Origin of the sequence: Prauserella shujinwangii (assembly GCF_003001955.1) — a bacterium.
GTDB lineage: Bacteria > Actinomycetota > Actinomycetes > Mycobacteriales > Pseudonocardiaceae > Qaidamihabitans > Qaidamihabitans shujinwangii.
This window is the reverse complement of record NZ_PVNH01000012.1, coordinates 99,621-121,731: the sequence shown is the minus strand read 5'-3', so window position 1 is coordinate 121,731 and position 22,111 is coordinate 99,621. Positions and strand designations below refer to the sequence as shown.

General features: G+C 72.0%; 25 protein-coding genes. 15 read left to right on the top strand and 10 right to left on the bottom strand.

Translation table 11 applies throughout. The annotated features are described in order from the left end of the window. Window positions 1-28 precede the first annotated feature (28 nt). The 6 genes from B0I33_RS26205 to B0I33_RS26180 all read left to right on the top strand — a co-directional run bounded on the left by B0I33_RS26205 (window position 29) and on the right by B0I33_RS26180 (window position 6,136). Window positions 29-1,354: an ABC transporter substrate-binding protein gene (locus B0I33_RS26205; RefSeq protein ID WP_106181558.1), complete on the top strand. Its 1,326-nt coding sequence runs from the start codon at window positions 29-31 to the stop codon at window positions 1,352-1,354. Further along, on the top strand, window positions 1,351-2,304 hold the full coding sequence (locus tag B0I33_RS26200) for a carbohydrate ABC transporter permease (RefSeq protein WP_106181557.1): 954 nt from the start codon (window positions 1,351-1,353) through the stop codon (window positions 2,302-2,304). Before B0I33_RS26205 ends, B0I33_RS26200 begins: the two co-directional genes overlap by 4 nt. Continuing rightward, window positions 2,304-3,143 (top strand): carbohydrate ABC transporter permease, encoded by an 840-nt coding sequence (locus B0I33_RS26195; RefSeq protein WP_106181556.1) that lies wholly within the window; start codon window positions 2,304-2,306, stop codon window positions 3,141-3,143. Before B0I33_RS26200 ends, B0I33_RS26195 begins: the two co-directional genes overlap by 1 nt. Before the next feature lie 3 nt (window positions 3,144-3,146). Continuing rightward, window positions 3,147-4,328, top strand: coding sequence for an ABC transporter ATP-binding protein (locus B0I33_RS26190; protein WP_106181555.1), 1,182 nt, complete (start codon window positions 3,147-3,149; stop codon window positions 4,326-4,328). 129 nt (window positions 4,329-4,457) lie between these two features. After that, on the top strand, window positions 4,458-5,255 hold the full coding sequence (locus B0I33_RS26185; RefSeq protein WP_245901087.1) for a DUF998 domain-containing protein: 798 nt from the start codon (window positions 4,458-4,460) through the stop codon (window positions 5,253-5,255). Further along, on the top strand, window positions 5,252-6,136 hold the full coding sequence (locus B0I33_RS26180; protein WP_106181554.1) for a DMT family transporter: 885 nt from the start codon (window positions 5,252-5,254) through the stop codon (window positions 6,134-6,136). Before B0I33_RS26185 ends, B0I33_RS26180 begins: the two co-directional genes overlap by 4 nt. A 38-nt stretch (window positions 6,137-6,174) precedes the next feature. Here the strand turns inward: B0I33_RS26180 and B0I33_RS26175 are convergent, their stop codons facing one another. The 5 genes from B0I33_RS26175 to corA all read right to left on the bottom strand — a co-directional run bounded on the left by B0I33_RS26175 (window position 6,175) and on the right by corA (window position 9,853). Beyond that, complete coding sequence (locus B0I33_RS26175; protein WP_106181553.1) at window positions 6,175-6,564, bottom strand: type II toxin-antitoxin system RelE family toxin; 390 nt, start codon at window positions 6,562-6,564, stop codon at window positions 6,175-6,177. Window positions 6,565-6,570: 6 nt separating this feature from the next. Continuing rightward, on the bottom strand, window positions 6,571-6,891 hold the full coding sequence (locus tag B0I33_RS26170) for a type II toxin-antitoxin system Phd/YefM family antitoxin (protein WP_106181552.1): 321 nt from the start codon (window positions 6,889-6,891) through the stop codon (window positions 6,571-6,573). A gap of 92 nt (window positions 6,892-6,983) precedes the next feature. After that, window positions 6,984-7,826 carry a ParB N-terminal domain-containing protein gene (locus B0I33_RS26165; RefSeq protein WP_106181551.1) on the bottom strand — a complete coding sequence of 281 codons (843 nt, stop codon included), beginning with the start codon at window positions 7,824-7,826 and terminating at the stop codon, window positions 6,984-6,986. Further along, complete coding sequence (locus B0I33_RS26160; RefSeq protein ID WP_106181550.1) at window positions 7,823-8,488, bottom strand: metallophosphoesterase family protein; 666 nt, start codon at window positions 8,486-8,488, stop codon at window positions 7,823-7,825. Before B0I33_RS26160 ends, B0I33_RS26165 begins: the two co-directional genes overlap by 4 nt. A gap of 276 nt (window positions 8,489-8,764) precedes the next feature. Next, the gene (gene corA, locus B0I33_RS26155; protein WP_106181549.1) at window positions 8,765-9,853 is read right to left on the bottom strand and encodes a magnesium/cobalt transporter CorA; all 1,089 of its coding nucleotides are present in this window, start codon (window positions 9,851-9,853) and stop codon (window positions 8,765-8,767) included. A gap of 338 nt (window positions 9,854-10,191) precedes the next feature. Between corA and B0I33_RS26150 the strand changes: the two genes are divergently transcribed. From B0I33_RS26150 to B0I33_RS26140, 3 genes are all read left to right on the top strand, one after another. Further along, entirely contained in the window at window positions 10,192-10,695 is a 504-nt protein-coding gene (locus B0I33_RS26150; protein ID WP_106181548.1) for a MaoC family dehydratase, read from the top strand. 6 nt (window positions 10,696-10,701) lie between these two features. Continuing rightward, window positions 10,702-11,808, top strand: a complete 1,107-nt coding sequence (locus B0I33_RS26145; protein ID WP_106181547.1) for a DUF2332 domain-containing protein — start codon at window positions 10,702-10,704, stop codon at window positions 11,806-11,808. A 64-nt stretch (window positions 11,809-11,872) separates the two neighbouring features. Further along, window positions 11,873-13,498 carry an acyl--CoA ligase family protein gene (locus B0I33_RS26140; RefSeq protein WP_106181546.1) on the top strand — a complete coding sequence of 542 codons (1,626 nt, stop codon included), beginning with the start codon at window positions 11,873-11,875 and terminating at the stop codon, window positions 13,496-13,498. A 28-nt stretch (window positions 13,499-13,526) separates the two neighbouring features. On the opposite strand, the gene B0I33_RS26135 is transcribed toward B0I33_RS26140, so the two are convergent. Both B0I33_RS26135 and B0I33_RS26130 read right to left on the bottom strand, forming a co-directional pair. Then, window positions 13,527-13,925 carry an NUDIX hydrolase gene (locus B0I33_RS26135; RefSeq protein WP_106181545.1) on the bottom strand — a complete coding sequence of 133 codons (399 nt, stop codon included), beginning with the start codon at window positions 13,923-13,925 and terminating at the stop codon, window positions 13,527-13,529. Beyond that, a complete protein-coding gene (locus B0I33_RS26130; RefSeq protein WP_106181544.1) occupies window positions 13,922-15,157 on the bottom strand; it encodes a cytochrome P450 in 1,236 nt (411 codons plus the stop codon). Before B0I33_RS26130 ends, B0I33_RS26135 begins: the two co-directional genes overlap by 4 nt. 219 nt (window positions 15,158-15,376) lie before the next feature. Between B0I33_RS26130 and B0I33_RS26125 the strand changes: the two genes are divergently transcribed. The 6 genes from B0I33_RS26125 (at window position 15,377) to B0I33_RS26100 (ending at window position 19,007) form a co-directional block, all read left to right on the top strand. Beyond that, window positions 15,377-15,538: a hypothetical protein gene (locus B0I33_RS26125; protein WP_181193459.1), complete on the top strand. Its 162-nt coding sequence runs from the start codon at window positions 15,377-15,379 to the stop codon at window positions 15,536-15,538. A gap of 19 nt (window positions 15,539-15,557) precedes the next feature. After that, window positions 15,558-16,118 (top strand): PH domain-containing protein, encoded by a 561-nt coding sequence (locus B0I33_RS26120; protein ID WP_106181542.1) that lies wholly within the window; start codon window positions 15,558-15,560, stop codon window positions 16,116-16,118. A gap of 33 nt (window positions 16,119-16,151) precedes the next feature. Continuing rightward, window positions 16,152-17,018 carry a PHP domain-containing protein gene (locus B0I33_RS26115; protein WP_106181541.1) on the top strand — a complete coding sequence of 289 codons (867 nt, stop codon included), beginning with the start codon at window positions 16,152-16,154 and terminating at the stop codon, window positions 17,016-17,018. Beyond that, window positions 17,015-17,641: a MarC family protein gene (locus tag B0I33_RS26110; protein WP_106181540.1), complete on the top strand. Its 627-nt coding sequence runs from the start codon at window positions 17,015-17,017 to the stop codon at window positions 17,639-17,641. The genes B0I33_RS26115 and B0I33_RS26110 overlap by 4 nt, the downstream gene beginning before the upstream one ends. A gap of 140 nt (window positions 17,642-17,781) precedes the next feature. Continuing rightward, window positions 17,782-18,636 (top strand): RecB family exonuclease, encoded by an 855-nt coding sequence (locus B0I33_RS26105; RefSeq protein WP_106181539.1) that lies wholly within the window; start codon window positions 17,782-17,784, stop codon window positions 18,634-18,636. Then, window positions 18,633-19,007, top strand: coding sequence for a hypothetical protein (locus B0I33_RS26100; protein WP_245901085.1), 375 nt, complete (start codon window positions 18,633-18,635; stop codon window positions 19,005-19,007). Before B0I33_RS26105 ends, B0I33_RS26100 begins: the two co-directional genes overlap by 4 nt. A gap of 3 nt (window positions 19,008-19,010) precedes the next feature. Here the strand turns inward: B0I33_RS26100 and B0I33_RS26095 are convergent, their stop codons facing one another. Genes B0I33_RS26095 through B0I33_RS26085 form a run of 3 tightly spaced genes read right to left on the bottom strand, consistent with a single transcriptional unit; the run spans window position 19,011 to window position 22,074 of the window. Further along, window positions 19,011-19,862, bottom strand: coding sequence for an alpha/beta fold hydrolase (locus B0I33_RS26095; RefSeq protein ID WP_106181538.1), 852 nt, complete (start codon window positions 19,860-19,862; stop codon window positions 19,011-19,013). Continuing rightward, on the bottom strand, window positions 19,859-20,743 hold the full coding sequence (locus B0I33_RS26090) for an alpha/beta fold hydrolase (protein WP_106181537.1): 885 nt from the start codon (window positions 20,741-20,743) through the stop codon (window positions 19,859-19,861). Before B0I33_RS26090 ends, B0I33_RS26095 begins: the two co-directional genes overlap by 4 nt. Next, a complete protein-coding gene (locus B0I33_RS26085) occupies window positions 20,740-22,074 on the bottom strand; it encodes an Rv3212 family protein (protein ID WP_106181536.1) in 1,335 nt (444 codons plus the stop codon). The genes B0I33_RS26090 and B0I33_RS26085 overlap by 4 nt, the downstream gene beginning before the upstream one ends. Window positions 22,075-22,111: the final 37 nt, after the last annotated feature.

Here is a 22,111-nt window from a genome sequence, read left to right as displayed (position 1 = left end):
TCGGCGTGCGCGTTCGGAAGGAGACCCGATGGGGAAGGTCAACGCACGCCACCGCCGGGGGCGCTCACCAGGCAGGGCGGTGGCGGCAGCCGGCGCGGTCGCCGTGGGCGCCGGGATGCTCACCGCCTGCGGTTCCGAAGGCGGCATGAAGATCAACGTCTATTACGCGCCCGAGGACAACTTCCAGGCCGTGGTGGACCGCTGCACCGCCGAGGCGAACGGCCGCTACGAGATCGTCTACAACAAGCTGCCGCGCGGCGCGGACGGGCAGCGGGAGCAGATGGTCCGCAGGCTCGCCGCCGGTGACGAGACGATGGACGTGCTGGGGCTCGACGTCACCTGGGTGCCGGAGTTCGCCGAGGCCGGCTGGGTCGAGGAGTGGACCGGCGAGGACAAGGCCGAGGCCACCGAGGACGTCCTGCCGGGCCCGCTGGAGACGGCCACCTGGGACGGCAAGCTCTACGCGGCCACCAAGAACACCAACGTGCGCCTGCTCTGGTACGACGACCGGATCACCCCCGAGCCGCCGAAGACGTGGGACGAGATGATCGCCATGTCCCGCGAGCTGAAGCGGCAGGGCAAGCCGCACGAGATCCTGTTCACCGGCGCCCAGTACGAGGGCCTGGTCGTCACGTACAACTCCCTCGTCGAGTCCGCGGGCGGCCGCATCCTGTCCGAGGACGGCCAGTCGGTGGTCATGGACCAGGGAGCCGTGCGGGCACTGGAGATCCTGCGCGAGGTCAGCGCCTCCGGGCTCACCGACCCGTCCCTGACCAACATGAAGGAGGACGAGGTCCGGCTCGCCTTCCAGGGCGGAGGCGGCGCGTTCCAGCTCAACTGGCCCTACGTCTACGCCTCCTACGCCGCCGAGAAGCCGGACGACCTGGCGCACTTCCAGTGGGCGCCGTACCCGTCGGTGCTGCCGGGGCAGGCGGGCCGCACGACCATCGGCGGGTACAACCTCGCGGTCAGCGCGTCCTCGCGGCACAAGCCGGAGGCCTTCGAGGCCGCACTGTGCCTGCGCAGCGCCGAGAACCAGAAGTTCTCCGCGCTCAACGACGGCGTGCCGCCGACGATCGAGTCCGTCTACACCGACCCGGAGCCGCTCGACCCGAGCCGGCCCGCGGATCCGGAGGACAACCCGAGCATGGCGACCGAGTACCCGATGAAGGACACGATCCTCGAGTCGTTGAAGAACGCCGCCGTGCGCCCGCTCACCCCGGCCTACCAGAACCTGTCCACCGTCATGTCCAAGGTGCTCTCCCCGCCGTCGGACATCGATCCCCAGGGCACGGCCGAGGAGTTGCGGCAGCAGCTCTCCGACGCGCTCGACTCGAAGGGCGTGATCCCATGAGCGAGACGGTTCAGCAGCGCGCGGACACGGGGACACCGGCCCCGCCCGCGCGGGGCAAGCCCGCGTTGTCGGAGGGCAAGAAGGCGGAGCGGCGGCTGGGCCTGCTGCTGTGCGCGCCCGCGGCGATCGTGATGCTCGCGGTGACGGGCTGGCCGATCATCTACTCGCTCTGGCTGTCCCTGCAGCGCTACGACCTGCGGTTCCCGGCCGAGCGGCAATTCGTGGGCATCGAGAACTACGTGGCCGTGCTGTCCAACTCGTACTGGTGGACCGCGTTCGGCACGACGCTGTTCCTCACCGTGGTTTCGGTGGCCATCGAGCTGGCGCTCGGCATGGCGCTGGCGCTGATCATGCATCGCACGCTGGTCGGGCGGGGTCTCGTGCGGACGGTGACGCTGGTGCCGTACGGGATCGTCACCGTGGTGGCGGCGTTCTCCTGGTACTACGCGTGGACACCGGAGACCGGCTACCTGGCCAACCTGCTGGCCGGCGAGGGCGCCCCGCTGACCGAGCGCTGGCCGTCACTGATGATCATCATCCTGGCCGAGGTGTGGAAGACGACGCCGTTCATGGCGCTGCTGTTGATGGCCGGGCTGGCGCTGGTGCCGGACGACCTGCTCAAGGCCGCGTCGATGGACGGCGCGAACGCCTGGCAGCGGTTCACGAAGGTCATGCTGCCGGTGATGAAGCCGGCGATCCTGGTGGCGTTGCTGTTCCGCACCCTGGACGCGTTCCGGATCTTCGACAACATCTTCGTGCTGACCGGCGGTTCGAACGACACGTCGTCGGTGTCCATGCAGACCTACAACAACCTGATCAAAGGACTGAACCTGGGTATCGCCTCCGCGATGTCAGTGCTGATCTTCATCAGCGTGGCGATCATCGCGTTCATCTTCGTCAAGGTGTTCGGCACCGCCGCGCCGGGCAGTGACCAGGAAGGGAGGCGCTGATGGTGATGGGGACATCCACCGCGGCCCGGAAGGCCCGGTGGGCGATACTGGACATCATCGTGGTGGTCTACGCGCTGGTACCGGTGCTGTGGATCGCGTCGCTGTCGTTCAAGACCAAGGAGACGCTGGCCGACGGCAACTTCGTCCCGCGCGAGTGGACGCTGCAGAACTACGCCGAGATCTTCGCGACCTCGGAGTTCATCCGCCCGCTGATCAACTCGATCGGGATCGCGAGCATCGCGACGCTGATCGCGGTGGTGCTGGGCATGATGGCCGCGTACGCGATCGCGCGGCTGGACTTCCCCGGCAAGCGGACGCTGATCGGGGTGTCGCTGCTGATCGCGATGTTCCCGCAGATCTCGCTGGTGACACCGCTGTTCAACATCGAGCACGCACTCGGCCTCTTCGACACCTGGCCGGGGCTGATCCTGCCCTACATCACCTTCGCCCTGCCGCTGGCGATCTACACGCTGTCGGCGTTCTTCCGGGAGATCCCGTGGGAGCTGGAGAAGGCGGCGAAGATGGACGGGGCCACCCCGGCGCAGGCGTTCCGGCGGGTGATCGCGCCACTGGCGGCGCCCGGCGTGTTCACCACGGCGATCCTGGTGTTCATCTTCGCCTGGAACGACTTCCTGTTCGCCATCTCGCTGACGTCCACGGAGGCGTCCCGCACGGTGCCCGCCGCGCTGGCGTTCTTCACCGGGACCTCCCAGTTCGAGGATCCGACGGGGACGATCTCCGCGGCCGCCGTGGTGATCACCATTCCGATCATTGTGTTCGTGTTGTTCTTCCAGCGCCGCATCGTGGCGGGGCTGACCTCCGGTGCGGTGAAGGGGTAACCAATGGCTGAGATCGTGCTCGACAAGGTGACCAAGACCTACCCGGACGGGGCGCGTGCGGTGTCCGACATGGACATCCAGATCGCCGACGGCGAGTTCGTCATCCTGGTCGGCCCCTCCGGCTGCGGCAAGTCCACCGCGCTCAACATGATCGCGGGGCTGGAGGACATCTCCGACGGCGAGCTGCGCATCGACGGAGTACGGGCCAACGAGAAGGCACCGAAGGACCGGGACATCGCGATGGTGTTCCAGTCCTACGCGCTGTACCCGCACATGAGCGTGCGCGAGAACATGGCCTTCCCGCTGCGGCTGGCCAAGATGGACGACGCGTCCGTGCGGGCCAAGGTCGAGGAGGCCGCGAGCATCCTCGACCTGACCCAGCACCTCGACCGCAGGCCGTCGAACCTGTCGGGTGGCCAGCGGCAGCGGGTCGCGATGGGCAGGGCGATCGTGCGCAGCCCCAAGGCGTTCCTGATGGACGAGCCCCTGTCCAACCTGGACGCGAAGCTGCGCGGGCAGATGCGGACGTCGGTGTCGAAGCTGCAGAAGCAACTGGGCACCACCACCGTCTACGTCACGCACGACCAGACCGAGGCGATGACCCTCGGCGACCGGGTCGTGGTGCTGCGGGGCGGCGTGGTGCAGCAGATCGGCTCCCCGCAGTTCCTCTACGACCAGCCCGCGAACCTGTTCGTGGCCGGGTTCATCGGGTCTCCCTCGATGAACTTCGTGCCCGCGAGCCTGGAGGACGGCGCGTTGCGCAGCCCGCTGGGCACCATCCCGCTGGGCGACCGCATCCGCAGGCTGGTCGAGGCCGCCGACGCGCCGAGGGAGGTGATCGCGGGCATCCGGCCCGAGCACTTCGAGGACGCCGCGCTGCTCGAGGAGGGTCATCGCGGGCAGGGCGCGACGTTCACGGCCCCCGTCGACGTGCTGGAGTCGATGGGCTCGGAGAAGTACGCCTACTTCACCGTGGAGGCTCCGCTGGCGAGCACGGCGGAGCTGCAGGAGCTCGCCGCCGACGCGGGCGCCTCGGACGTCCCGGGCAGCGGCTCGACCATCGTCACCCGGTTGTCCGCGTCGTCGGCGGCCAGGGAGGGCGACAACGTCGAGGTCTGGTTCGACACCGACAAGCTCCAGCTGTTCGACCCGTCCTCGGGCCGGAACCTGACCTACTCCGGCTGACCGGCCGCCCCGGCTCGTGAGTGGCAACCGTGGTTAGAGCCACGGTTGCCACTCACGAGCGCGCCTGGGCGGATTCTCAGGGAACAGGTGCCACGATCTCCGTGTTGCTGCGAGCAGGGAGGTCGGAGCGTGCACGAGCAGGGGGAGCTTTCCGAGCGCCGCGCCCGCTGGAGTGGCGCGTTCTCCGTCGTGTCCGGGGCGCTGGCCGTGCTGGCGTTGTTCGGGCTTGCCCGGTCCGTGCTGGCGATGACGTATCTCAACGTCCGCTTCGTCGACGAGGTCGACCCGCTGTCGCGGGCCGTCAGCTACTACGTCTTCGTGGAGCGGGGTGCCGACGTCTTCGACGCCACGCTGGGGATGGTCGCCACCGCCACCGTGACCCTCCTGGTCGGCATGGCCCAGTTGCGTGTCCGCCTGGGGACGCCCGCGGTGCTGTTGTTCGTCGCCTGGTCGGTGGCGCTCGTGCTGTGCGCGCTGTTCCCCACGGACAACGCGCCGCGCATCGAGACGGCGAGCGGCTGGATCCACCAGTTCGCAGGTGCCTCGCTGTTCGTGACCCTGCCGCTGGCCGGGCTGACGCTGGCCAGGTCGCTCGCCGGGCAACGGGGGTGGGCCACCGCCGCGCGGATCGTGCGCGGGCTCGCGCTCGGCGGGGTCGCGCTGGCCCTCGGCTACCTGGTCGCCCGGCTGCCCGACCTGTTGCCGTGGTGGGAGTTCCCCGCGGTGCTCGACCTGCGGCGGATCTCGGGGCTGGTCCAGCGGGCCCTGTTCGCGGTGGAGCTGGGCATGCTCGTGGTCCTCGCGGTGACGCTGCTGCGGTCGGCGCTGGCGTCCCGCCGGGTGACCGCCGGGCCCGCCGCCGCGCGCGCCGAGACCGCCGTGCGGGACGCTGGTGGGGAGTACGCGGCTTCCCGGGAGACGTCATGATGCTGGTCGCGATCGTCTGCGCGGTGCTGGGCGCCGCCTGCAGCGCGGTCGGCGCCCAGCTCCAGCACCGCGGGGTGCGCGCGGAGACCACCGAGAGCGGGTTGACGCTGCGCAAGCTCGGCAGGTTGGTGCGCAACCCACAGTGGCTGCGTGGTTTCCTCGTGCTGTTCGCCTGCGCGGTGCTGCAGATCCTGGCGCTCACGTTCGCCCCCGTCACGGTGGTCGCGCCGATCGTGGTGCTCGCGTTGCCGATGGTCGCGTTGCTCAACGCGCGGGAGCTGGACGTCGCGGGCTGGATCGCGGTCGCCGCCACCTCGGCCGCGATCGCCCTGTTCGTGTCCAGCACGGCCGGGGCCGTGGTGGAGGAGCGGGACATCGTGCCCAGCGCCGTGCTCAGCGCGGGGCAGTACGTCGGCCTCGGCGTGCTGGTGCTGTGCCTGCTCGCGTTCGGCACCCAGGGCACAGTGCGCTGCATGGCGCTCGCGATGGCGGCGGGTGCCGCGTACGGGCTGGTGGCCGTGCTCGTGCGGGACGTGACGTTCACGGTGCGCACCGAGGGTCTCGCGGCGACGCCGCTGCTGTCGCTGGCCGGCCTGGTCCTGGCCTTCCTCGCCGGATCCTGGCTCATCCAGCTCGGCTACGCGAGCGGCCCGCCCGATGTCGTGGTCGGCTCGCAGACCGTGCTGAACCCGGTGGTCGCCACCGCGATCGGGTTCTTCCTGCTCGGGGAGGCCCGCGGTGTGGAGGCCGGCCTGCTCACCCGGCTGGTGGTGTGCGGTGTGGTCGCGATCGCGGGGGTGGCGGTGCTGGCCCGGCACCATCCCGACGCCATCGAGCGCAGGCGGCTGCGCCGCGCCGCGAGGACCGCCGGGACATCCTGAGCGCCCGGCCGCGGAGCCCCGCCGTGCGGCGGGGCGGCTCACTCGCTGACCGGTCCCGGACGGTCCTCCTGGGCGAACGCCGCGTCGAGCAGCATCCGGGCCAGCCTCGCGAGTTCCCGGTCGCCGTGCATGCGGAGCCTGGCGACGGCGAGGTTGTAGCACTCGGCGTCCGCGCGAGGCCCGATCACCCACACCACGACGGCGGTCCCGTCGGCTTCGACGCGGTACACGATCCGGAAGGCGCGGTTTCCGACGACCAGCTTGCGGAAGGTGGTCAGGTCCCCGCCGGGGCGTGAGCCCAGCGGCTCACCGCGTTTCTCCGGTTCGTGCTCCAGCTTCCTGAGCGCCTTCAGCACCACGACCCTGGCCGAACCGTCCAGGTCGCGAAGGTCCTCCCGGGCGTCGTCGGTCAGCTGAACCCGTGCCATCCGCGCTCAGGTCCTGTCGTCCTCGTCCTCGGCGTCGACCTCGTCGAGGTCGACGCCGAACTCCGCGGCGACATCGGTCAGATCGTGCCGTCGGCCGGAGTCGGTGATGGTGCGCGCGAGGGCGATGCTCAACAGCCGCAGGTTCTCCTCGGCTTCCTCGATCCGCTCCAGCCGGTTGAAGGTGCCGATGTCGGCCAGGACGGCGGCGGGTTTGTTGTTCTTGACCACGACGAAGTTGCGACCGGTCTCGGTGACGTCGCGGACAAGGCTGGAGAAGGTCTTGGCGGCGTCGGTGACGCTCACGATGTCGTCGGTGTTGAACTTCACGGTGCCCTCCCCGGTACGGGTGCAGGTCCGATACTACCCCGATCACCACAGAATAGACTTCTCGAATCTACGGCGAAATCGGAGTAGAAGTCTCAGTGCCGCTGGACGCGCAGGGCCTCGATCACGTCGTCGTCCCAGCGGTGGGTGCGGATGAGCCGGTAGCGCTCGCACGCGACCCACAGGTACGCCTCCGCCTCGGTGCGCTCGCCGACCAGCTCGGCCTGGCGCACCATGCGGACCACGGGCACGTACTCCGAGTCGTACCAGCGGGCGGCGACGGCGGCGCGGTCGAGGAACGTGCCCTCGTCCTGCATCAGCCGGAAGCCCCACGCCTCGACGTGCTCGCCCAGCCTGGCGTAGTCCCACGGGTCGGTGAGCACGATCGCCGCCCGCGCCTGCCCGGTCAGCGGCACCCGCTCCAGGAACAGCCTGCGATAGTCCTTGACGATCAGGTCGCCGCGGAAGCGGATGCCGGCCGGGTCGAGCTTGGTCCGCACCTCGGTGACGTAGGCGTCGATCGTGGCCAGCCCCAGCGCGTGCGCCACCGACACCCGGTGGTGGCCGTCGACGACGAAGTGCAGCTCGCCGACCCGGTACACCTCGATCGGTGGAATCGCCTCACCGCGCCTGCTCGCCAGCGCGAGCCGTTCCCAGCGCTGGCGGACGCGGCCGGACGTGGGCCGGAACCGGCGGTCGAAGTCGCGGCCGCGGTCCACGCTGCCGACGATCGAGGCCAGCCGGATCACCCGCAGCCCGATCCTGCGCTCGCCGTCCCAGCCGAGCGCGGCGATCACCTCGTCGAACGGCAGCATGATGTTGACGTCGTCGGGTTCCCGGCGCAGCCACGCGGCCAGCCGCGAGAGCACCTGCCTGCGGCGGGCGCGGAGGAAGTCGTGCTCGGCGTCGGCCCTGGGGAATCCGGTGTCCCTGTTCACGGAGAACCTCCGCTGCCGAGTTCGAGCACGTGCCTGCCCACGACGTTGCGCACCCGAGTATCCCCGATCCGGTGCTCGGCGGGCCGTTCCCCGTGCGGGTGGACGTGCCCGTGCAGCAGCCAGGCGGGCCGCAGCCGCTCGACGGTCCGGTGCAGGCAGGTGAAGCCGCGGTGCGCCGGGTCCTCGCGGTCACCGACGCCACGCGGCGGAGCGTGGGTGAGCAGCACGTCGACGTGCCGGCCGTCCCGGCGCGCCCGCCACCACGCGCGGACGGCCAGCCGCCGTGCCCGGCGGGCCTGCTGCGCCTGTGTCCACTGGTTGGGGCCCTCGCGGTAGCGCGGGGAACCGCCGAGGCCGGCGATGCGCAGCCCGGCGACGTCGACCACCCGGCCGTCGGCGTTCACCCCGCCCACCGGACCCGGCCACGGCTCGGGGAAGCCGGCGCGCAGCGACAGGCCGGCGGAGCGGGTGAAGCCGGAGAGGTCGGGGTCGTGGTTGCCCGGCACGAACACCAGCGGCCGGTCCAGCGCCGAGGCCAGGAACTCGAGGTAGTCGAACGGCAGGTCCCCCGCGGCCAGCACGAGGTCGACGGGGAGGCCGCGGACCTGGTCGGTCCACAGCCGCTCGTCGACCTCGTCGGCGACCACGAGGGCCCTGGGCATGGCCCGAGCGTACGGCCGTCAGTGCGTGGTCAGCGCGGCGTCGGGGTTCTTGGTGATGATGACGGTGACGATGACGAGCCAGGTCAGGGCACAAGCGAGGCCCCAGAACTTGAGGTTGGTGAGCATCCGTGCCATGGCGGAACTCCCTTGCTGGTCGAAGATCGCGGAAGGACGACTGGAGGCGGGGCCGACGGCCCAGGGCGTCTCTCCCAGTCCCGTGGCCTGCCGCACCGCGGTGTCAGCGCGGCGCGACGGCGGAAGACCGGGAGACACGCCCTAAAGCCATCGGTTCTTCCGGAATATTCGATAGAGCAGCAGGCAGAGCCCGAGGATGACCGCGATGGTCACCGGGTAGCCGTAGCGCCAGTTCAGCTCCGGCATGTAGTCGAAGTTCATGCCGTAGATCCCGGCGATGGCGGTGGGCACCGCGATGATCGCCGCCCACGCCGTGATCTTGCGCATGTCCGAGTTCAGCTGGAGGGTGATCTTTCCCAGCGTGGCGTCGACGAGCGTGGTGAGCAGCTCGTCGAACGCCGTCACCCGCTCCGCGACCGTCGTGACGTGGTCGTGGACGTTGCGGAAGTAGGAGTGCACCTCGGCGGGCACCAGTCGCGAGTAGCCCTCCGAGAGCCTGCGCAGCGGCGTGGCCAGCGGTGCGACGGCGCGGCGCAGCTCGAGGATCTCGCGCTTCATCAGGTAGATCTGCTCGGAGGTCACCCTGGTGCGCGGCGCGAAGACCTCGGTCTCCATCTCGTCGATGTCGTCCTCGATGCGGTCGGTGACATCGAGGAAGTGGTCGACGACGTGGTCGGCGATGGCGTGCAGGACCGAAGCGGGGCCCGAGGCCAGCCGCTCCGGATTCCCGTCCAGCTCCCGGCGCAGGTGCGTCAGGCCGGCGTGGTTGCCGTGCCGCACGGTGATGATGAAGTCGGTGCCGAGAAACGCCATGAGCTCGCCGGACTCGACGATCTCGTTGGCCGTGGTCGGCGAGTCGTGCTCGACGTAGCGCACGGTGCGGAACACCATGAACAGGGTGTCGTCGTACCGCTCCAGCTTGGGCCGCTGGTGGGCGTGCACGGCGTCCTCGACGGCCAGCTCGTGCAGTCCGAACGTCTCGGCGATGCCCTGGATCTGGTGGGCGTCGGGCTCGTGCAGGCCGATCCAGACGAAGCCCTCACCGCGCGAGCGGACCTCCTGGACGGCCTCGGTGTGCGTCCAGCGGCCGGGGAGACGCTCGCCGCCCACGTACACCCCGCAGTCGACGACGTACGCCGACAGCGGCACGGGCACGGGGGGCCGTACGGTGCGGTTCGCACGGCCGTTGGCCCGGCCGCGCAGGCCGCCGAGGGAAGGAATCGCGGGCATGGGGATCTCCTGGCTGTGACGTCGTTGGCCATGACGACGCGCCGTGCGGAAAGGGGTCCGCTCGGCACTACCAGCGTCCCGGCCGCAGCCGGACTACGGAGCCAGGAAGAAGGCTTCGCCGGAACTGGACGCGGGAACGCTGGTGCTACTAGGGAGCGGACTATCGCCACTACTCATCGTGCGTTCCTCACCTCCTTCGGCCGGCGGGCGTGGTGTTGCTCGCGTTGACGGGATCTGTCCCGATAGTCGAGGGTACTCCTCAACATCAGGGTATGTCGCCGCAGGGCGGTGTGACGTTACTTCCGGCACGTCCGGCTTTCCAGCGAGGAGGATCCCAGGTGCAGTTCGGGCGGTACTACGAGGAGTTCGAGGTCGGTGCGGTGTACAAGCACTGGCCGGGCAAGACGGTCACCGAGTACGACGACCACCTGTTCTGCCTGCTCACGATGAACCACCATCCGCTGCACATGGACGCGCACTACGCGGAGGAGACCACCGACTTCGGCAGGAACGTGGTGGTGGGCAACTACGTCTACTCCCTGCTGCTGGGCATGTCGGTGCCCGACATCTCGGGCAAGGCGATCGCGAACCTGGAGGTGGAGTCGCTGCGGCACGTGAAGCCGACCTTCCACGGCGACACCATCTACGGTGAGACCGAGGTGCTCGACAAGACGCCCTCGAAGTCGAAGGACGACCGCGGGGTGGTGTACGTGGAAACCCGGGGGTACAAGCAGGACGGTCAGATCGTGTGCACGTTCCGCCGCAAGGTGATGGTGCCGAAGCGGTCGTACGGCGAGGCGCGCGGCGGCGAGCAGCCCGGGCGCCCGGTTCCCCATGAGTGAGCCGGCATGACCGACCTGGAACTCGTCCGCACCCGCCTGCGCCGGTTCGCCGAGCGCGAGGCCGCGGGACTGTCGCCCCTCTACGAGCACCTCGCGGCACGGGCTGCCGAGGACACCGACGTGGCGGCGCTGCTCGCCGAGGCGCCCGAGCCGGACGCGCGTCCCACCCTGCTGCTGGCCGCCGCGCACCGGCTGATCCAGGCCGAGCCCGTTCACGACCTGTCGCGGTACTACCCGTCGCTCGGCGGGTTCGACGGGGTCGACGCCGAGACGTGGCCGATGTTCCGCGCGTTCCTGCTGGAGCGCGCCGACCGGGTGCGCGAGCTGGTCCGGACGCGGTCCACGCAGACCAACGAGGTGCGCCGGGCCGCCGCGCTGTACCCGGCCGTGGCGCTGGCCGCGCGGCAGGCGCGGGGCAAGGTCGGGCTGCTGGAGGTGGGGTGCAGCGCCGGACTGCTGCTCGGTATGGACACCTACGCCTACCGCTACCAGTGCGAGGGCGGGGAGCAGCTCGCCGCGGGCCCGGCGAAGGCCGCGGTCGGCCTGCACTCCTCGCTGGAGCTGGCCGGCGGCGCCGCGCTGCCGAAGATCCCGAAGAAGCTGGCCACGGGGGCGAAGGTGGGTCTGGACCGCTCCCCGGTCGACGCCTCCGACGAGGAGGAGCTGGCCTGGCTGGAGGCGTGCGTGTGGGCCGACCAGCCGGAGCGCATCCGGCTGCTGCGCACGGCGGCTGCCGCCCAGCGCAGGAACCCGCCCGAGCTGGTGGCCGGTGACGCCGTGGACGACCTGGCGGCGGCGGCCGGGCGGGTGCCCGCCGAGCTGCCGCTGGTGGTCTTCACCAGTCACCTGCTGGCCTACCTGCCGGAGGAGCGCAGGGCGGGACTCGTGGACGCGCTCGGCGATCTGGCCTCGGGCCGTCCACTGTGGTGGGTCAGCCAGGAGGTGTACGACGCGGCGCTGCGGTACGTGCTGCCCGGCCGGGAGGACCTCGCCTTCGACCGCACTCAGCAGGCCGTGCTCGGCGTCGCGACGTGGGACGGCGGCGTGCCGCGCGGCCAGGCACTGGCCCTGGTGGCGCCGCACGGGGGCCGGATGACCTGGGTGGCCTCCTGAGATCCCGGGACCCGGTCTCCAGCCGGAGATTGTGAGCCGCGCGGGCGGTGGCGAGGATGGGGTGATGGGCGCCACACCCGAACCCGAGACCTGGTACACGCCGCTCACCCCGCTGTCCTTTCTGGAGCGTTCCGCCGAGGTGTTCGGCGACAAGACCGCGATCGTCCACGGTGACCGGCGCATCGGCTACCGCGACTTCGCGGCCGAGGCCACGCGGGTGGCCCACGCGCTGCGCGCCTCCGGGGTCGAGCCCGGGGACCGCGTCGCCTACCTGCTGCCGAACATTCCCGAGATGCTCGTCGCCCACTTCGCCGTGCCGCTGGCCGGTGGCGTGCTGGTCGCCGTGAACACGCGGCTGGCTCCCGCCGAGATCCACTACATCCTCGCGCACTCCGGCGCGAAGGTGCTGGTGGTGGACGCGGCGTTGCACGGCTCCGTGCCCGCGGACGCCCCGGTCGGCGAGATCGTCACGGTCACCGACCCGGTCTCCGGCGCGCGACCGGACCCCGCCGTCGGCGGCATCTCCTACGCCGACCTGCTCGCCAGGGGCGGCGCCGGGCCGGACGAGCCACTGCCGTGGACGGTGGCCGACGAGCGCGCCACCATCTCGATCAACTACACGTCCGGCACGACGGGCAGGCCCAAGGGCGTGATGTACCACCACCGGGGCGCGTACCTGAACGCGCTCGCCGAGGTGATCCACTCCCGGCACACCACCGAGTCGCGCTACCTGTGGACGCTGCCGATGTTCCACTGCAACGGCTGGTGCACCACCTGGGGCGTCACGGCGGCAGGCGGCACGCACGTGTGCCTGCGCGCGGTCGACGGCGCCGAGATCTGGCGGCTGCTGGACACCGAGGGCATCACCCACCTCAACGGCGCGCCGACCGTGCTGAACACGATCACCGGGCACGAGGCCGCGCACCCGCTCGACCGGGAGGTGGTGGTGACGACCGCGGGTGCCCCGCCGAGCCCCACGGTCATCCGGCGGATGTCGGCGCTGGGAGCGCGGCTGGTGCACGTCTACGGGCTCACCGAGACCTACGGCCCGTACACGGTGTGCGAGTGGCAGGACGGCTGGGCGCGGCTCGACGTGGAGCGGCGCAGCGCGCTGCTGGCGCGGCAGGGGGTCGGGATGGTCGTCACCGACGGTGTGCGCGTGGTGGACGACGAGATGCGGGACGTGCCGCGCGACGGCGCCACCATGGGCGAGGTCGTCATGCGCGGCAACAACGTGATGTCCGGGTATTTCGCCGACCCGGAGGCCACCGCGAAGGCGTTCCGGGGCGGCTGGTTCCACTCCGGCGACCTGGGCGTGTGGCATCCCGACGGCTATGTCGAGCTGCGCGACCGGGCGAAGGACATCATCGTCTCCGGCGGGGAGAACATCTCGACGATCGAGGTCGAGGCGGCGCTGGACTCGCATCCCGCCGTGCACGAGGTGGCCGTCGTCGGCGTCCCGGACGAGAAGTGGGGCGAGCGGCCGAAGGCCTACGTGGTGACCAGGCCGGGCGAGTCGGTGGACGCCGAGGCGCTGCGGGAGCACGCCCGCGCGCGGATCGCCCGCTACAAGGTGCCGGACGCCGTGGAGTTCGTGGCCGAGCTGCCGAAGACGTCGACCGGCAAGATCCAGAAGTTCCAGCTGCGCGAACGCGAGTGGGCAGGGCACGCCAACCGCGTCCAGGGCTGAGCGGCGGAGCCGATCGTCCCGGCGCAGGTCAGGTGCGGGGGAGGGCGTTCCAGGCACGGAGCGTGCCCGCCAGGCCGTCGGTGAGCTCGCCCGCGCGCTCCATGGCGGCGAACGTGGCCGCGTCGACCCAGCGGGCGTCGGCGGCGTCGTCCGCCGCGGTGAGCCTGCCGCCCGCGACCTCGCAGGCGTAGTCGAAGATCTCGTACGGCCCGCGCGCGACGCTGCCGACCAGCGGGCCCGGTCGTACGCTCAGCCCGGTCTCCTCCCGCAGCTCCCGCACGACGGCGTCGGGGTCGGACTCCCCGGCCTCGACCCGCCCGCCCGGCAGTGACCACCTTCCCCTGGCCGGCTCGTGTGCCCGCTGGATCAGCAGCAGCCTGCCCGCGTCGTCGTGCACGATCGCGCCGACGCAGCGCACGGTGCTCACACCCGCACCGGGAGCCGTTCGGGGCCGCGCAGGTTGATGCGGCCGTTCCAGGCGACCTCCCCGTCGAGCGCGAGGCCGGGGAAGCGCCGCACGAGCCCGCCGATGGCCGTCCTGGCCTCCAGCCTGGCGAGCGCGGCGCCGAGGCAGTGGTGCGGGCCGCCGCCGAACGACAGGTGCTGGCGGGCGTCGGGCCGGCCGAGCCGCAGCTCGTCGGCGTCGGTGCCGAAGAAAGCGGGGTCGCGGTTGGCGCCGGCGAGGTTGGCGAGTACGAACGAGCCGGCCGGGATCTCCCGGTCGCCCACGCGGTACGGCGCCAGCGTGATCCGCCTGCTGCTCTGCACGGGGCTGTCGTAACGCAGCAGCTCCTCGACGGCGTTGCCGATCAGCCCGGGGTCCGCGCGCAGCGCGGCGAGCTGGTCCGGGTGGCGCAGCAGCGCCAGCGTGCCGCCCGCGATGAGGTTCACCGTGGTCTCGTGCCCGGCGACGTACAGCAGCACGACCTGGGCGACGAGCTCGTCGTCGCCGAGCACGTCACCGTTGTCCTCGGCCGTGATCAGCGCGGTCAGCAGGTCGTCGGCGGGGTGCTCGCGCTTCCACGCCACCACGTCGGCCGTCATCGCGGTGAGCTCCGCGTCGGCGGCCGCGATGGCGCGCACCACGTCGGGTTCGGTGACCGGCTCCAGCGAGCGGACCAGCAGGCCGGTGAGGCCGCGGAGCCGCTCGTGGTCGGCGGGCGGCATCCCGAGCATCCGCGAGATGACGGCGAACGGCAGCGGGAACGCCAGCGCCTCGACGAGGTCGGCGGAACCCGCGTCGGCGATCCGGTCGAGCGCCTCGTCGACGAGGGTGTCGACCCCGGGGGTCAGCGCCTCGACCGCGCGCGGGGTGAACGCCTTCGACACCAGCCGCCGCAGCCGGGTGTGGTCGGGCGGGTCCTTGTCGAGCATTGACATCCCGCCCGCGCGCCGGTCGCCGAGGTCCGCGCCGAGCTCCTCGTAGAGTTGCCCGAGCGGACCGGGAGTGGCGTGCCGCGCGTCGACGGAAAGGCCAGCCCGCAGCAGTGCGGACACGTCCGCGTACCGCGAGAGCAGCCAGAACCCGAGCGGGTGGTGGTGCACCGGGACGCGTTCGCGCACCTCGCGGTAGTGCGGGTACGGGTCGTCGGTGAAGCCCGGGGCGAACGGGTTGAAGACGAAGTCCTCGTCGGCTGTGTCGGCGGCGGCACCGGTCATGCTCCCACTGTGCCCGAGACCGGGCCCCGGATGGAGCCCTGACCGGAGCGTGTGGCGGACAACGGCTCCGTGTGATCACGGAGGGTAGTTATCGAATGTGATTTCCGCTGTCTACTGACCCAAGCGACGGACTTTCCTCCCGTAACGCTGTGCAGTGCGGTACAAACTTAGTGGCACCTTGCCGGACAGGTCTGCACTCGAGAGACGGGATTGATCGCCGTGAACGCGAAAAAGCTTGCGACAATCGCTGGTATCGCGTTGGTCCTCTTCTTCGTGATCGCCCAACCAGGAAACGCGGCGGGCCTCGTGAACAACATCATCGGCTTCCTCCGCGACGCGGCCGAGTCGGTCATCACGTTCGTGAGCAACGTGTTCAGCTGACAGGGGTTAGCCTTAGCGTATGTTCGCGCCGCGCGACCCCGACGAGTATCTGCTCGACACGGAGCGGAGGGTCATCCGCATCCGCAGGCACTGGGCGTGCCTGATCTGGGACATGTTCGAGGCCGTCGCGCTGATCGCGATCTGCGTCATGGTCTCGTACATCCTGCCGCCCGCGATGTGGGTGCTGCAGAACGTGCTGTGGTACGCGGCGCTGTTCGTGGTGCTCCGCTTCGCCTACCAGGTCATCGAGTGGTGGGTGGAACGGCTGGTGGTCACCGACAAGCGGTTCATCATGACCACCGGGGTGTGGACCACGAAGGTCCTGATGATGCCGATCACGAAGGTCACCGACCTCACCTACGAGCGGTCCTTCTGGGGCCGCATGTTCGGCTACGGCACGATGGTCGTCGAGTCGGCGGGGCAGATCCAGGCGCTCAACCGCATCAGCTACCTGCCCCGGCCGGAGGACTTCTACGACACGATCTCCGAGCTGGTCTTCGGTGACAAGCAGAAGCAGGCCGAGCGCTTCTCCATGATCAAGGCCCAGCGGGCGGCGCGCGGGAAGAAGATGGTCGGCTGATCGCGCCGCGCACCGCCGTCGGAGAATGGCGGGGTGCGCATCGACCTGCATACCCATTCCACGGTCTCGGACGGGACGGACAGTCCCGCCGAGCTGGTCGAGGCCGCGTTCCGCGCCGGTCTCGACGTCGTCGCCCTCACCGACCACGACACGACCGCGGGCTGGCAGCCCGCGATCCAGGCGCTCCCGCCCGGGCTGCGGCTCGTGCCCGGGGCCGAGCTGTCGTGCGAGTCGGTGGGTGCGGGCGGCAGGCGGGTGAGCGTGCACCTGCTGGCCTACCTGTTCGATCCCACGTCGCCCACGCTGGTCGCCGAGCAGCAGCGGCTGCGGGTGGAGCGCCGCAGGCGGCTGCGCGCGATGGCGGCGCGGATGGCGGAGGACGGGCTGCCGGTGGACCCGGACGAGATCATGGGCCTGCTGGACCCGGACGCGCCTGCCGGCCGCCCGCACCTGGCGCAGGCGCTGGTGCGGGCGGGCCTGGTGGAGACCGTGGACGAGGCGTTCGCGACGTTCCTCGGCAACGGCCGCGGCTACTACGTGCCGCGGGCGGACACCCCGGTCGAGGCCGCGATCGACATGATCCGCGACGCGGGCGGGGTGACCGTGCTGGCGCACCCGTTCGCCTCCTCCCGGGGGCCGACGGTGACGGCGGAGGTCATCGCCGCGCTCGCCGAGCGCGGCCTCGCCGGGCTGGAGGTCGACCACCCGAACCACGACGACGCGGCGAGGGCCGCACTGCGGGACCTGGCGAAGCAGCTCGACCTGCTCCGCACCGGGTCCAGTGACTACCACGGCACCAACAAGACGATCGGGCTCGGCCAGGAGACGACCGACCCCGAGCAGTTCGAGGCGCTGACCGAGCGGGCCACCGGTGCGGCGGTGCAGGTGGGCCGGGCGTGACCGTCGCCGACTACTTCGACGTCACGCTGTTCTTCGAGGCGACCATCACCCTGGTGGTGATCATGGATCCGCCCGGGACCGTGCCCGTCTTCCTCAGCCTGGTGGGCCGCAAGGCACCGGCCGCGCGGGCGCGGGCGGCGCGGCAGGCCGTGCTCGTGTCGCTGCTGGTGGTCACGCTGTTCGCGGTGGCGGGGCAGGCGATCCTGGCCTACCTGGGCATCGGGATCCCGTCGCTGCAGGGCGCGGGCGGGCTGCTGTTGCTGCTGATCGCGCTCGACCTGCTCACCGGGAGGGGCAGCACCGAGCCGCAGGCCGCGGAGGACGTCAACGTCGCGCTCGTGCCACTGGGCACGCCGCTGCTGGCCGGGCCGGGCGCGATCGCGGCGACGATCGTGTTCGTCCGCGAGGCGCACGGGCACGTCGGCGCCTACGTGGCGCTCGGGCTGGCGATCGTGACCGTGCACCTGGTGCTGTGGGCGTGCATGCGGTACTCCGGCGTGGTGATCCGGGTGATCCGGGAGAGCGGCATCACCCTGCTCGCCAAGATCGCCGGCCTGCTGCTGGCCGCCATCGCCGTCCAGCTGATCGCCGACTCGGTCCGCGGCTTCGTCGCCGGCACCTGACCCCACCCCGCCGGGGGAGCGAGGGAGCTTTACTACCGCCAGACGGGAGTAAAGCTCCCTCGCTCCCCCGGGGCGTGCGGGGGTGTCGGGGCGGGTGCGTAGGGTGAGCGATCGGGGGACCGTCCGACCGGGGGTGAGACATGGCGCAGCTCGGGTTCGACTTCGGGGTCCAGCCGCGCAGGCTGACGAAGGTCACGCCGGCCCGGCTGTCGACGTTCGACGACTGCCCGCGCCGGTTCCGCATGAGCTACCTCGACCGGCCGACGCCGCAGCGCACCGGCCCGTGGGCGCACAGCACGCTCGGCGCGGTGGTGCACAACGCCCTGCGCGCCCTGTTCGACCTGCCGCCCGACCGGCGCACCCCGGCCAGGGCGGCCGCGCTCGTCACCGAGCAGTGGCAGGACGGCGGCTTCGCCGACGCCGCGCAGGCCGACGCCTACCGCGAGCGCGCCCGCCAGTGGGTGGCCGACTACGTGGAGCGACACGACGTCACGGCCGATCCGATCGGCGTCGAACGCTGGATCTCCGCGCCGGTCAGCGTCGACGAGGGCCCGCCCTCGCTGATCGTGGAGGGCCGCGCCGACCGCATCGACGTGCGGGACGGCGAGCTCGTGATCGTCGACTACAAGACCGGCAAGCGGGAGCCCGACGAGTACGAGGCGAGGGGTTCGCAGGCGCTGGCCATGTACGCGGTCGCGGCGGCGCGCACGCTCCGCAGGCCGTGCCGCCGGGTCGAGCTGCACCACCTGCCGACCGGCGAGGTCGCCGCCGCCGAGCACACCGGGGACAGCCTGCGCAGGCAGCTGCGCCGCGCGGGGGAGACGGCCGACGAGATCCAGCTCGCGACGGATACCCTTGCCGCGGGAGGGGACCCCGACGAGCTGTTCCCCGCCCGGACCGGACGGCGCTGCGCTTGGTGCGACTTCCGGCCCAGCTGTGCCGAGGGACAGCAGGCCGCGCCCGCCGCGCGCTCCTGGGAGCTGCTGGCGCCATGAACTGGAACAACGCTGGAACGGACGTGCCCGGCATCGACGGGGCCGACACGGTGGAGCTGCACGCGCACGCGCCGGGCGCCGCCGAGCCGAGGCGGGTCCGGCGCGGTCGCTGGTGGCGCGCGCTCACCGGGTCATTGGCCGCGGGCCTCGCGGTGGTCGCGCTCGTGCTCCTCGGGGCGCAGATCGCGGGCTGGCTGTCGGGCTGGGCGGGTCCGGGCGGCGTCCCGGTGGCCGGTCACCTGATCGGTGCCGTGCTCGCGCTCGCCGCGCAACGCGTGGCCGACCGCGCGCGGGGGCCTGCCGCCGCGGCGGCCGCGGCCGGGGTGCTCGGAGTGACAGGCGCGGTGCTGTGGCTGTTCTGGTGGTGGTGAGGCTCAGCCGCGCGGCAGGAACGCGCGCAGCGCGGCCGTGACATCCTCCGGCCGCTCCAGCGGCGGCAGGTGCCCGGTGCCGGGCAGGTCCACCCGCCGCGCGCCGGGGATCCGCTCGGCCAGCAGCACCGACACCTCCTGGATCTCCGGCACGTCGGCCAGCCCGCGCACCACGAGCGTCGGCACGGTGACCTCGGCCAGCCGCTCCTTCGCCGGTGGCCGCAGCAGCTTCCCCGGCCGCTGCGGCCGCGACCAGTGCCGCCGGTTCAGGTCGGTGTCCATCGCCAGCGCGAGCCGCCAGACCTCCGCGGGCAGGTCGCGCCACGACCGGTCCGGCCCGGCGACCAGGAACTCCGTCTCTGCCCGGGCGTAGACCGCGAGCTCGGTCTCGTCGATCTCGGCCACCTCGCCGCGGCGGTAGGCGCTCAGCCGGTCGGCGCCCAGCACGTCGTGCACCCGCCGCCGGTAGCGCTCCAGCATCGACGGCGGCCACTCGTGCCCGGAGAGGCCGGGTGCGGCCAGCGCGAGCGCGGCGATCCGGCCGGGCTCGGCCAGCGCGGCGTCCAGGGCGGTCCGCCCGCCGTCGGAGGCGCCGACGAGCGCGGCCTCCGGGACGTCCAGCGCGTCCAGCAGCGCGAGCAGGTCCTCGTGGTAGGCGAAGTCGCCATCCGCGTCGGTCGATCCGCCGTACCCGCGCCAGTCGTACCGGATGACGCGGTACGTGTCCGCCAGCGCGTGGAACTGGTGCTCCCACATCCTCCGGTCGGCGCAGCCCGCGTGGACGAACACCACGGTGGGACCGGAGCCCGCCTCGTCGTAGGCGAGCCGGGCGCCGCCGACCGCGACCGTGCTCATCGCCCGTCCAGCCAGGACAGCCACTCGGTACGCAGGATCTCCAGCAGGCCGGGCGGGTTCTCCGTGTTGGGAGCGTGCCCGGCCCGCTCCACCAGGGCGAACGGCACGTCCAGCCGCCGCGCCATGTCCTTCTGCGCCGGCAGCGGCCAGGCGTCGTCGTGCTCGCCGGCCACCACGAGCCCGGGCACGTTGCGCGCCCGCAGCGCCGCCGCCAGCTCGTCCACGCGGTCCGGCTCGGTGCGCAGGCCGACGGCCATGCCGAGCAGGCCGTGCCGGCTGGAGCGCACGAACCGTTCCCGCAGGAACGCGCGGAGCTCCTCGGCGAGCACGGCGCGGGCCGGGTTGGCGGCGTCGAGCTGCTCCCGCAGCGTGTACACGGCCTCCACGCCGCGCTGCCGCAGCATCGGCTCACCCACCTGCAACGCGTCGAGCCGCGCGCCCGACGGCAGCCTGCCGGGGCCGCTGCCGAGCAGCGTCAGGCCCGCGACGTCCGCCCCGGCGAGCACGGCCGCCCTGGCGACCAGGCCACCGAAGGAGTGGCCGAGCAGCAGCACCGGCGATCCCCACCCGGCCAGGGTGCCGACCAGCTCGGCGACCACCTCACCGAGCGCGGAAGGCAGGTACCGGGACTCGTCGTCGGGCCCGGGAGACTCGTACTGGCCGGGCAGGTCGACGGCGACGGGCCGCAGCCCGGCCTCGGCGAGGGGGTCGAGCAGCGGGGCGAAGTCCTCCTTGGACCCCGTGTAGCCGGGCAGCAGGAGGGCGGTGGCACGGGCGCCCGCGAGCTCGGGTCCGAGGAGCGCCGCGAGGGGGCCGTGCCGGCCCGGTAGCTCGGCCCGCCGCCCGCCGTGCGGCGACAGCTGCGAGAACGCGGCGGTCATCGCAACGCCACCAGGGTGCCTCCCCGTTGTTCCAGCAGTACCGGCCCCGCCGAGGCGGTACCGATCTCTCCGCGGTAGCCGCCCCGGTCGACCGAGACCGTGCGCACCAGGCCGCCGGTGCGCTCGTCGAGCACGGCGAGCCCGCCCTCGATCGGGACGACCACCTGCCCCGCGTACAGCGTACCGGGACCGAGCGTGTCCTGGAGAGTCCATTGTGGAGCAAGGTCGGTCGCGGACAGCGCGATGGTGCGCGATCCGGTGAACCAGAAGACGGTGTCCTCGCCGCGCGCCGTCGGCACCACCCGGCCCGGCGGGACGGCCGCCAGCTCCTCCTCGGGCACGTCGAGCGGGTAGGTCGCGCGCTGCTCGCCCCGCGGGCCGTACACGACGAGCTGCCCGCGCTCCGGGAGGGCGACGGCCGCGACGTCACCGGCAAGGGCCACGAGCTGCCCCGTGCGCTCCGGAAGCAGGGTGCTGAACTCCTCCTCCGGCTCGTCGCTGTTCTCCGGCGCGGCCTTCAGCACGGTGAGGCGGTCGGCGCGCTCGCCTGGACAGCGCTCGACCACACCGACCTTCCCGGTCGCGGCGGCCACGGAGCGGTAGGCGCAGCCGGTGCGGGGTTGCTTGCCGGGGTTGACCTTGGCGTAGACCTCGCCGTACTCCATGCTCCGCACGAGGTCGTCCCGCCAGGTGTTGAGCAGCCGCTCGCCGGTGGTGGTCACGTGGCTCTCGCCGACCACCAGCCGGGTGCCGAGCTCGGCGTCGCCGTTGCGCTGCGCGGTCCTGGCCCCGGTGTCCGGGTCGAGCTGCGTGACCTCGCTGCACCCGGTGCCCTTGGTGTAAACGGCGAGCACCTTCGACCACGCGCCCGCCACCGTGCACAGCTCGAGATCCCTGGCGTAGCGCCAGCGCACGTCGCCGGACAGCGGGTCACGGCCCGCGACCTCGCCATCCGCGCCGGTCACCACCGCGTTGCCCTCGGCGACGGGAACGGGGGTGGCCTCGCTCGGCGCGCGCCAGGCCTCCGTCAGCGTCGCGGGCACCTGCTCCGGCGCGGCGGGCAGGGCGGGGCCGGGCGGCGCCGTCTCCTGCGTGGTGGCGCGGCTGTCGCTGAACGTCCAGACGAGCGCCCCCGCCGCCAGCCACGCCACGGTCAGCAGCGCGGCGATGGCCCGGTCGCGACCCCGGCTCCACGGTGAGCGCCCGCGGCGGGACGGCACCGCGTGCCGGGGCCCGCGCGCGATCGGCACCGGGGACACGTACCGGCCGTCGGCGGCGTCACCGCCTGCCCCGGTGCCGTCCGTGCTGTGCCACCCGTGGGGCTCGTTCACCTGCCCGTGCTCCTGCTCTGGCTCCTGACGACGGGTC

Excerpts from the sequence above, each read along its gene's own strand:
- B0I33_RS26205 (WP_106181558.1), top strand. The coding sequence starts at position 29 with ATGGGGAAGGTCAACGCACGCCACCGCCGGGGGCGCTCACCAGGCAGG.
- B0I33_RS26200 (WP_106181557.1), top strand. The coding sequence starts at position 1,351 with ATGAGCGAGACGGTTCAGCAGCGCGCGGACACGGGGACACCGGCCCCG.
- B0I33_RS26195 (WP_106181556.1), top strand. The coding sequence starts at position 2,304 with ATGGTGATGGGGACATCCACCGCGGCCCGGAAGGCCCGGTGGGCGATA.
- B0I33_RS26190 (WP_106181555.1), top strand. The coding sequence starts at position 3,147 with ATGGCTGAGATCGTGCTCGACAAGGTGACCAAGACCTACCCGGACGGG.
- B0I33_RS26180 (WP_106181554.1), top strand. The coding sequence starts at position 5,252 with ATGATGCTGGTCGCGATCGTCTGCGCGGTGCTGGGCGCCGCCTGCAGC.
- B0I33_RS26175 (WP_106181553.1), bottom strand. The coding sequence starts at position 6,564 with ATGGCACGGGTTCAGCTGACCGACGACGCCCGGGAGGACCTTCGCGAC.
- B0I33_RS26160 (WP_106181550.1), bottom strand. The coding sequence starts at position 8,488 with ATGCCCAGGGCCCTCGTGGTCGCCGACGAGGTCGACGAGCGGCTGTGG.
- corA (WP_106181549.1), bottom strand. The coding sequence starts at position 9,853 with ATGCCCGCGATTCCTTCCCTCGGCGGCCTGCGCGGCCGGGCCAACGGC.
- B0I33_RS26145 (WP_106181547.1), top strand. The coding sequence starts at position 10,702 with ATGACCGACCTGGAACTCGTCCGCACCCGCCTGCGCCGGTTCGCCGAG.
- B0I33_RS26140 (WP_106181546.1), top strand. The coding sequence starts at position 11,873 with ATGGGCGCCACACCCGAACCCGAGACCTGGTACACGCCGCTCACCCCG.
- B0I33_RS26130 (WP_106181544.1), bottom strand. The coding sequence starts at position 15,157 with ATGACCGGTGCCGCCGCCGACACAGCCGACGAGGACTTCGTCTTCAAC.
- B0I33_RS26120 (WP_106181542.1), top strand. The coding sequence starts at position 15,558 with ATGTTCGCGCCGCGCGACCCCGACGAGTATCTGCTCGACACGGAGCGG.
- B0I33_RS26105 (WP_106181539.1), top strand. The coding sequence starts at position 17,782 with ATGGCGCAGCTCGGGTTCGACTTCGGGGTCCAGCCGCGCAGGCTGACG.
- B0I33_RS26100 (WP_245901085.1), top strand. The coding sequence starts at position 18,633 with ATGAACTGGAACAACGCTGGAACGGACGTGCCCGGCATCGACGGGGCC.
- B0I33_RS26095 (WP_106181538.1), bottom strand. The coding sequence starts at position 19,862 with ATGAGCACGGTCGCGGTCGGCGGCGCCCGGCTCGCCTACGACGAGGCG.
- B0I33_RS26090 (WP_106181537.1), bottom strand. The coding sequence starts at position 20,743 with ATGACCGCCGCGTTCTCGCAGCTGTCGCCGCACGGCGGGCGGCGGGCC.